Here is a 7,070-nt window from a genome sequence, read left to right on the forward strand (position 1 = left end):
AATCCTCAAAAAAATATACAAGAAAGGAGTAATCGATGGAAACTAATTTATTAATTGGTGGAAAAGAGATAAAGACTGATCAATACTTAGAAGTGAGTGATCCTGGGCGTTTAGATGATGTGATTGGTTATGTAGCCCAAGGCAACCCCCAGCATGTTGATGATGCTGTTGGTGCAGCTCACAAAGCTTATCAATCTTGGAGAAAAGTGCCCTTGGAAGATAGGATTGCTCTTGTATTAAAAGCTGCTGATCTTTTAGAAAAAGAAAGTGCTCTTATAGCTGAAGTTATTTCAAAACAAAATGGAATACTTTTAAATACTACAAGAGCAGAAGTGAACATGGCTGTAAGTGTAATGCGCAATAGTATGCAATTTGCAGAAAACTTTTTTAAACCAGTTGAATTAGAAGATGAAACAGGATGGGTAAGCATTGAAAAAAAACCAATGGGAGTTATTGCTGGAATTGTTCCTTGGAACGCACCCATTGTGTTAACTATGCAAAAGTTGGCGCCTATTTTAATTGCAGGAAATACTATAGTGTTTAAACCGTCACCATTTGCTTCTATTGGTATAACGTTAATATTACAAAAAATTGGAGAAATATTCCCTCCAGGTGTTATTAATGTAGTAAATGGAGATGGAGATGTTGGAGAGGCACTTACTACTCATCCTTTAGTTCGAAAAATTTCTTTTACAGGTGGTGGTCCGACAGCGAAAAGTATTATGAAATCTGCTGCCAATACACTTAAGGGTGTTCATTTCGAATTAGGTGGTAACGATCCAGCCATAGTGTTAGAAGATGCAAATTTAGAAACAGTTGTACCAAACATTGTAAATGGAGTCTTTAGACGTTCTGGACAATTCTGTTACGCGATCAAAAGAATTTATATCCCTTCTAGTATGTATAACCATTTTTATGATCTATTATGTGAGCATGTTGATCAATATAAGATTGGACATCAAATGAACCCGCAGGCGACTTTTGGACCTGTAAACAATAAAAATCAATATAATAATGTTAAAAGATTAATAGAAAATTTAAGAAATAGCAAAGCTGAAATGGTAGAGTTAGGTGAAAAATTGGAACCAGGAAATTGGGATAATGGATACTATCTTAATCCAATAGTTGTTCGAAATATGAAGTCAGATCAGGAGTTAGTAACCGGGGAACAATTTGGTCCGATAATTCCATTAGTATCATATCAATCGGAGGAAGAAGTCATTGAAATGGCTAATGCGACAGAATATGGATTAGGATCGTCTATCTGGGCAACTGATACAGATCGAGCATTACGAATCGCAAAGGAAATTGAGTCAGGTATGACATTGATTAATACTGCTTTTCAAACGCAATTAGGGTTTAAACACATGCCATTTGGAGGGGTAAAAGAAAGTGGCATCGGGAGAGAGAATTCTCAAATGGTTTTCGACGAATATGTAGAAACACATGCGATCAACATCAATAAGGGAATGAACTGGAAGTGATATTATGAAAATCAAAGTAGTGTTTTCAAAAGGTATGTAGTAATCCTTACTACACTTCTTCGTTCGAAGGTCTACAAGTTTGTCATTTTCAATTTTTAGTAAGGAAAAGGTTTGTAAGTTAAGAGTTTTTAAATGAAGAACTATGTCTTCCTAAAAAATGTAAGCACTTACAATAATGATCTAGAAGGAGGGAAAACATTAAAGAAACAATAAAAGTGAGGTTGCTTTATATTGTATTTATGCTAATTATTAAATCATTTTGAATTTATTTTCAAGGAGGTGGTTTGTAAATGAAGAAAGTTTTCAAATGAAGAACAATGTGTTTCTTGAAAAAAATGTAAGCACTTACAACCATGATTTTGAAGGAGTGAAGGCAGTGAAGAAAACAATAACAGTAGGGTTACTTTATATCGTATTTATGCTAATTCTCAATGGATGTTCCGCGGGGGCAACTACAGAATCATCTAACAAAGGTCCAGAAAATGGAGGAGGTGGCGCAAGTGAGCAAACGGATGTTATCCATTTAACGGCAAGTACTTATACACAGCCAGGAATTCCCGTTACCGTTGGTTTTGATACTTTGTTAGATGAAATTGAAGAAAGAAGTGATGGTCGAGTAAAGTTTGAAAGGTTTTATAACGGATCATTGACTGGTGCAGAGGATACAATTGATGCTGTTCAAAACCGGGTGGCCGATGTTGCCTTTATTATTCCAGAATTGCAATCCGGCAAAGTATCTTTAAGTACTGTTGCGACTAATCCGGCTATTTACGAAAACGTATGGTCCGTCATCAAAGCATTTCATACCTTGTATGAAGAAGAACCTGCAGTCAAAGAACAATGGGAAAGTCACGGCGTGAAAAAAATAGGCTTATATGCCGCTCCTCAATACCACGTTCTGTCAACTAAAGATGTCTCTAGATTTGAGGATTTAAAAGGATTACGAACTTTAACAACCGGGAGATCCCAGGCTTTACTGGCTGAAGGGCTTGGTATGATTCCTGTTCCAATGGTGCAAACACAAGCTTATGAAGCTATGTCTAGAGGCACAATTGACAGTATGCTCTTTAATTTTTCGGGGGGCGTTGCGGTTGGGGTTGATGAAGTGGTTAATTCTATTTGGACACTACCAGTTTCGGGGTTGACCAGTATTATTGGCATGAACCTTGACGTATGGGAATCTTTACCTGAAGATATCCAAAACATTATTGAGGAAGTGCAACAGGATTTTGATGCCAAAATGCATCATGAACTTTTTATTAAATCAGATGAAAAGTCAGCACAAACATATGCTGAGCAAGGTGTTGTAATCCATGAAACTTCGGAAGAGGATTTGAACAAAATAAGAGAAGCGGCAGCAGAACTTGTATGGGACGAATGGGTGAAAGAACAAGAAGATCTAGGGTTGCCAGGCCAAGAGGTCTTGGATACCTTTGTTGAACTGATTGAAAAATATGAACAAGAAATTCCTTATTAAGCAAACCTATGAAATGATCCCTTTAAATTCCGTTAAAAATTGTTGGCCTCTCTATGAAAGATCAGATTTTCGAGTGCCAAGATGACTATAAGATTAATTTAAATTATATGGAGGATGATCCTATGAAAACCACTGTTGAATTACCGAAATACCATGAGTTGAGTGATGCTGAATTGAAACAATGGACACCTGAAGAGTTTACACAAAAAATAATTGATAAATCTACTCAATTTGCCGAAGCGTTTTATCATGTTAGTAATTGGGAGAAAGTTAATCTTGATGAAGAGGAGAAAAAACAGAATTTGGTGAAGTTTTGTTCGCGAATTGGATGGCGTGAATTCTATCTAGGGGTTCATCCACCTTCCAAACAAATTGTGTTGCTTGAAAGTAACCCCGAAGATATAGGTATACGCATCAGACTTGCCCAACAGATCATTGATGAAGTCAAGCACCAAAGGATCTGGGGGAAATGGGCAAAGAAATATGGAGGAAGTTCTAGAATTCAGGATTATGAAGTTGAACCTGATGTTTTAAAGCAATTTCAGTTAACGAGTGATTATGATGATCCGACTAAAATTGCTATAAACTTGCAGCTGACTTCAGAAGTAACTTTACCGTTCTTGCTTGGTTACGGAACTTTATCACCAGAAGAAAACATTACAGCTCAAATAATGCCTGAAGATTTGCGTAAGGGAATTAGAAAAGAGGTAGTGGATGATGAACCACGTCATATTGCGGTTGGCAGAGATATCATGATTAAATATTGTGGAGAAGATGCAGATAAACGAAGAGCACTGTTAGAGTTGCATAATACACGTCTTCAAAACACCATGATTTTACAGTCAAATGAAGTGAATTTGCTAGGGGCGGAGAGAACAACTCCTTTTCCTAATATCTAAACATAAGGTCGGTGTATAACATGTTCGATTTTGAAAATTGGAGTAAACAAGTTTTTCATCTCACTGCACTGTTAGAAGAAACTGAGTCAGCTATTGATAAAGAAAAGATTTATAAGTATCAGTCGGAATTGCAAAAGCTGTGGGATGAAATGATACAAGATGAAGACGAGGGAGTTCGTTTTTTGAAAATGTCACTAAAGATGTCAGAAAAATCGCTTGAAGGTGACTTGTCTGCAGAGGAATTAAAGGAAACAATGGCTACCATGAGGGAAGAGGCTATTGCCAAAAAGCCATAATGGACAGTTTGTATTAAATAACAGTCTAATGTTACTAGATAGATTCTTTTCCTAAATAATGATTTATGGCGATTGATCTGCCGGTCAAATACGTTTATCGCTTCCATCTCTCCACGAACATCCGGTTGTTCGTGGAAGGATGGAGGCAAACCAATCAAGGTAATACTTGTTCTACTACTTAAAGATCTCATTAAGTATGATGTCAAAATGAGTGTGAATGATTAAAGATGCGGTATTGTGAAAGAGATGCTAGAAAACTAAAACCTGATGAAACGTTTTGAAGATCCTACAAAAAAAATCGGAACTTATATTATTCTTGTTTTTTGAAAAAAGATTCTTTTTTCCCAAGAGCAAATATTGAATTGATAGAGAATACTAAACGATTTGAGAGACATTAACGTACGGGGGGATCTCATGAATCTACTTTTTGTGAAATTAGATTACCAGTTAAGAAAGGTAGAATACTTTTTTGCATTAATTGCAGGAATGATTGCTTTGCTTGTCATGTTAATGGTGACATTGGATGTTTTATTTCGTAATTTATTCAATACACCTATAGTAGCTGTTTACGAATTGGTCACATACTCATTTATTGGAATGATTGCTCTTGGCTTTCCTTATGTACAGGCTCAAAATCAGAATGTTGTGATCGAAGTTGCCACAAGTTCTTTGCCGGCGAAGTATAAAAATGTCCTTGACTTAATTGGCACTGTGATAGGTCTGTTTGTCATCGGTATTATTGCCTGGCAAACAGGGATTTCCACTATATCTTCTTTTGTAGGAAATGAGTACAGTTCTGGGCTGATCAGAATACCAATTTGGCCAGCAAAATTGGTTCTTTCTATAGGTTTGACGTTTTTGGCTATAAGACTTTTTCTTGACTTTTTCCTTATCGCAACCAACTCAAAGAACAGAAAAGACGAATCTGAAACAACTACCATCCAGTAGCTACTTGAAATAAATAGGGTGCTGTCGATTGTTTGGAGACTTTACAAATGGGTTAATACCAGCAAGGGGGAGGATGAATATGACATTAGATCCACAGATTATTGGTTACATCGGCATCATCGTGATGTTACTATTGATGTTTTTAAGAGTACCGGTTGCATTTGCTATGGCTACTGTTGGTTTTGTAGGCTTCTATTTGATTAATGGGTTAATCCCTTCTTTAAATATTATGCAATCGACTTTTTATGGAGTATTGAGGAGTGAAAGTTTTGTTGCTGTGCCTTTGTTTATCCTTATGGGCTACTTTGCTTATCATTCAGGTATTGTGACCAATCTGTTTAAAACCGCTACGAAATGGGTAGGGCATGCTCCCGGAGGCATAGTACAAGCCACTATTCTTGGGGGAGCGGGATTTGGAGCTACGAGTGGCTCAGGTTTGGCATCCACTGCGACATTAGCCAAAATTGCCTATCCGGAAATGATTAAATCAGGGGTGGACAGAAAGTTAGCTTATGGAGCTATAGCTTCAGTCGGACCACTTGCTGTCATGATACCACCGAGTATTTTAATGATCGTCTTTGCTATTATCACACAACAGTCAATCGGGAAATTATTAATTGGAGGCCTTTTGCCCGGTTTATTTGCTGCCGTGATTTACATGGTGATGGTCTATATTTTGGTTAAAAGGAATCCTGCGATTGCACCATCGGTTGCTAAGCCTCCTTTAGAAGAACGTCTGCAATCCTTAAAAAATATATGGGGATTTGTGATTTTGGTCTTTGTGATCGTAGCAGGGTTATACTCTGGCTTTTTTACGCCAACTGAAGCCGGATCAATAGGTGCCTTCGTCGTATTTGTTATGTTGCTGATCATGCAAGGTTTTAAATGGCAGATCATCAAAGACTCTATTATACAGACAATCACGACATCAAGTATGATCTTTCTGTTGGTATGTAGTACTTATGTTTTCAGTTACTTTATTACGGTGACTAGAATACCTACCAATTTATCAAATCTTTTGGTTTCACTTCCAGTTGACCCCATTGTGATTTTGTTAGCTGTCATCCTTATGTATTTGATTATGGGGATGTTCATGGACATGATGTCAGCCATGTTCCTGACTCTACCTATTCTTTTTCCTTCCATCATTGCTTTGGGATTTGACCCGATTTGGTTTGGTGTTATGCTAGTGTTTTTGGTTGAAGTAGCCTTGGTTACACCACCATTTGGACTCAGTTTGTTCATTCTTAATGGTGCGGTACCAGGCAGTGATATGAAGGAAATTTATCGGGGGAGCATACCGTTTATCGTAGCTGATTTTGTTATTATAGCATTGTTTATATTGTTTCCAGAGATTATTACCTTCTTACCTTCGTTGATGTAAATGTGCGTTGTAAGTTGGTTCAGTTTTAATAAAAAAACTGACGAGGAGTTTCAATGGACTAAGAAAGACCGAACATCGTGATGATTTCCTTGTGATTATTTGAGAGGAATCGTTTACTAAGTAAATGATGTTTCAGAGAAGTTTGAAGGTAATTTTGAGTTTGTCTTATAAAATGATTAATTTAAACTCACAGAAATACATTTTATTAAGAAGGAGTTTTGACATTGAATATTAAAGCAGCGACTACTTTTTATAAAGGTTCTGAATTTACGATATCAGATGTCTCTCTTGATAAACCAAAACATGGAGAAGTACTAGTTCGAATAAGTGCTAGTGGAATCTGTCATACGGATCTTAGAGCACGAGATCAACTTAGGCCAGTACCATTACCTATAATATTAGGGCATGAAGGTTCTGGTATCGTAGAAGAGATTGGCGAAGGAGTCAGCAATGTGCAGCCTGGTGATCATGTCATTATGAGTTTTAATTCCTGTGGAACTTGTAATGACTGTTTAAAAGCAAAACCGTATGCTTGTGAAAACTTTCCTCATTTGAATTTTTCAGGGAAAATGAAGGATGGGA

7 protein-coding genes are annotated in these 7,070 nt (G+C 36.9%); all 7 read left to right on the forward strand.

What is annotated here, in order from left to right:
• Positions 1–35: 35 nt before the first annotated feature.
• Positions 36–1,484 carry an aldehyde dehydrogenase family protein gene (locus tag LDX58_RS03580; protein ID WP_227935454.1) on the forward strand — a complete coding sequence of 483 codons (1,449 nt, stop codon included), beginning with the start codon at positions 36–38 and terminating at the stop codon, positions 1,482–1,484.
• Between the two features lie 376 nt (positions 1,485–1,860).
• On the forward strand, positions 1,861–2,961 hold the full coding sequence (gene dctP, locus LDX58_RS03585) for a TRAP transporter substrate-binding protein DctP (protein WP_227935455.1): 1,101 nt from the start codon (positions 1,861–1,863) through the stop codon (positions 2,959–2,961).
• 122 nt (positions 2,962–3,083) lie between these two features.
• Positions 3,084–3,860, forward strand: a complete 777-nt coding sequence (locus LDX58_RS03590) for a hypothetical protein (RefSeq protein ID WP_227935456.1) — start codon at positions 3,084–3,086, stop codon at positions 3,858–3,860.
• 20 nt (positions 3,861–3,880) lie between these two features.
• Positions 3,881–4,156 (forward strand): hypothetical protein, encoded by a 276-nt coding sequence (locus tag LDX58_RS03595; protein WP_227935457.1) that lies wholly within the window; start codon positions 3,881–3,883, stop codon positions 4,154–4,156.
• A gap of 414 nt (positions 4,157–4,570) precedes the next feature.
• Positions 4,571–5,104 (forward strand): TRAP transporter small permease subunit, encoded by a 534-nt coding sequence (locus LDX58_RS03600; protein WP_227935458.1) that lies wholly within the window; start codon positions 4,571–4,573, stop codon positions 5,102–5,104.
• Between the two features lie 79 nt (positions 5,105–5,183).
• Entirely contained in the window at positions 5,184–6,488 is a 1,305-nt protein-coding gene (locus LDX58_RS03605; protein ID WP_227935459.1) for a TRAP transporter large permease, read from the forward strand.
• Positions 6,489–6,712: 224 nt separating this feature from the next.
• A partial coding sequence (locus LDX58_RS03610; protein WP_227935460.1) for an alcohol dehydrogenase catalytic domain-containing protein occupies positions 6,713–7,070 on the forward strand: 358 nt, incomplete at its 3' end.

The sequence above is a fragment of the Alkalihalobacillus deserti genome (genome assembly GCF_020734105.1).
In the GTDB taxonomy this organism is placed as follows: domain Bacteria; phylum Bacillota; class Bacilli; order Bacillales; family Bacillaceae_D; genus Halalkalibacter; species Halalkalibacter deserti.

What these genes read in the sequence shown, in the direction of transcription:
- LDX58_RS03580 (WP_227935454.1), top strand. Translation starts at nt 36, where the DNA reads ATGGAAACTAATTTATTAATTGGTGGAAAAGAGATAAAGACTGATCAA.
- LDX58_RS03590 (WP_227935456.1), top strand. Translation starts at nt 3,084, where the DNA reads ATGAAAACCACTGTTGAATTACCGAAATACCATGAGTTGAGTGATGCT.
- LDX58_RS03595 (WP_227935457.1), top strand. Translation starts at nt 3,881, where the DNA reads ATGTTCGATTTTGAAAATTGGAGTAAACAAGTTTTTCATCTCACTGCA.
- LDX58_RS03600 (WP_227935458.1), top strand. Translation starts at nt 4,571, where the DNA reads ATGAATCTACTTTTTGTGAAATTAGATTACCAGTTAAGAAAGGTAGAA.
- LDX58_RS03605 (WP_227935459.1), top strand. Translation starts at nt 5,184, where the DNA reads ATGACATTAGATCCACAGATTATTGGTTACATCGGCATCATCGTGATG.